Source organism: Nocardioides luteus (assembly GCF_000960475.2).
In the GTDB taxonomy this organism is placed as follows: Bacteria; Actinomycetota; Actinomycetes; order Propionibacteriales; family Nocardioidaceae; genus Nocardioides; species Nocardioides luteus_A.
This window is the reverse complement of record NZ_JZDQ02000076.1, coordinates 1-1731: the sequence shown is the minus strand read 5'-3', so window position 1 is coordinate 1731 and position 1731 is coordinate 1. Positions and strand designations below refer to the sequence as shown.

The window sequence follows — 1731 nt, the reverse complement described above, 5'->3', positions numbered from 1 at the left end:
GCAACGGCTCGGGGTCGCGGTCCGGTGGGAGAAACGCACGCCGGACGCCGTGGATCTGCAGCGTGACCCCGCCCATCCCCCAGGCCACGAACGACGGGCCCCTTTGAACCGCCCCGGAGTTTCCGGAGGCCCTGGGGCGGTTCAATCTGATCGTTGGTACGTCGGCGGGAGCGATCGTCGGCGCGATGCTGGCCGCGGGAGAGGACCTGGAAGGGCTCGCCGCGCTGCCCGAGGCCGACAGCGAGCCCGCGGTCACCACGGACCACGAGAAGTTGAACGAGGTGTTCGCCGTCCTCGGTGACCCCACGCTGGATCAGGAGACGGCTCTGGTCCGGGTCGGCCGGCTCGCACTGGCCGCCGAGACCGGCGCCGAGGGCGCGTACGTGGCGCGGATGGAGCGCCTGATCGGGACTCGCGAGTGGCCCGAGGGCAGGTTGCTGATCCCGGCGGTCGACGTCGAAACCGGCGAGCCGCAGGTGTGGGACGGCTCCAGCGGCGTATCCCTGGCGACAGCGGTCGCCTCGAGCTCCGCCTTCCCCGCCAACGCCCCGCCGATCACGATCAACGGTCGCCGCTCATGGACGGCGCGCTGCGGTCAGGCATCAACGCCGACCTCGCGGCGGACGTGGGGACGACGATCGTCCTCGAGCCGCTGGCCCACCTGTTCCCAACGAGCACGACGCCACGGCCAACGGTGGTCCGGCTCGTCCCGGACTCCGCGGCCCAGGACGCCCTCGGTGATCTGAGCAACCGTGCCGAATGGTCCTCGGCCTATCGGGCCGGGGCGCGGCAGGCGGACGCGGCCGCGGAGCTCATCGCGGCTGTCTGGGCACGTTGAAACCGCTCCGGAGCCGTACGCGGTGACGATCCGGGTCACAGGGTCGACTGGATCCCCGCGAGGAGCTGGCGGGCCATCACGATCCGCTGGACCTGGTTGGTGCCCTCATAGATCTGGGTGATCTTGGCATCACGCATCATCCGCTCCACCGGATAGTCACGGGTGAACCCATACCCACCCAGCAACTGCACCGCATCCGTGGTCACCTGCATCGCCACATCCGAGGCGAACGCCTTCGCGGCCGCACCGAAGAACGTCAGGTCCTTGTCACCACGCTCGGAGCGCCCCGCCGCGGCATAGGTCAGCTGACGGGCGGCCTCGATCTTCATGCCCATGTCGGCGACCATGAACTCCACGCCCTGGAACTCCGCGATCGCCTTCCCGAACTGCTTGCGCTCCTTGATGTAACCCAACGCATAGTCGAGCGCCCCCTGGGCGACACCGACCGCCTGGGCGGCGATGGTGATCCGGGTGTGGTCCAGGGTCTGCATCGCATAGGTGAAGCCCTTGCCCTCCTCCCCGATCAACCGGTCGGCCGGGATACGTACGTTGTCGAAGTAAACCTCCCGCGTGGGCGAGCCCTTGATGCCCAGCTTCTTCTCCGGCGCGCCGAACGAGACCCCCTCATCCGACTTCTCCACCACGAACGCCGAGATCCCCTTGGACCGCTTCTCGGGGTCGGTCATCGCCAACACCGTGTAGTACTCCGAGACACCCGCGTTGGTGATCCACCGCTTCACCCCGTTGAGCACCCAGAAGTCACCATCACGCACCGCCCGGGTCTTCTGGTTCGCGGCGTCCGAACCCGCATCGGGCTCAGAAAGACAGTAGGAGAAGTTGCCCTGCCCCGCGGCCAGCGCACCCAGATACTTCTTCTTCAGCTCCTCCGAGCC

At 68.2% G+C, this 1731-nt stretch carries 2 protein-coding genes; one reads left to right on the top strand and one right to left on the bottom strand.

The genetic code is table 11. The features are described from left to right. Positions 1 to 131 precede the first annotated feature (131 nt). Positions 132 to 746 (top strand): patatin-like phospholipase family protein, encoded by a 615-nt coding sequence (locus tag UG56_RS27725; RefSeq protein ID WP_256206943.1) that lies wholly within the window; start codon positions 132 to 134, stop codon positions 744 to 746. Between the two features lie 127 nt (positions 747 to 873). Here UG56_RS27725 and UG56_RS27325 read toward each other — a convergent pair. Then, positions 874 to 1731, bottom strand: an 858-nt coding sequence (locus UG56_RS27325) for an acyl-CoA dehydrogenase family protein (protein WP_071327372.1), incomplete at its 5' end; no start/stop codon positions are given.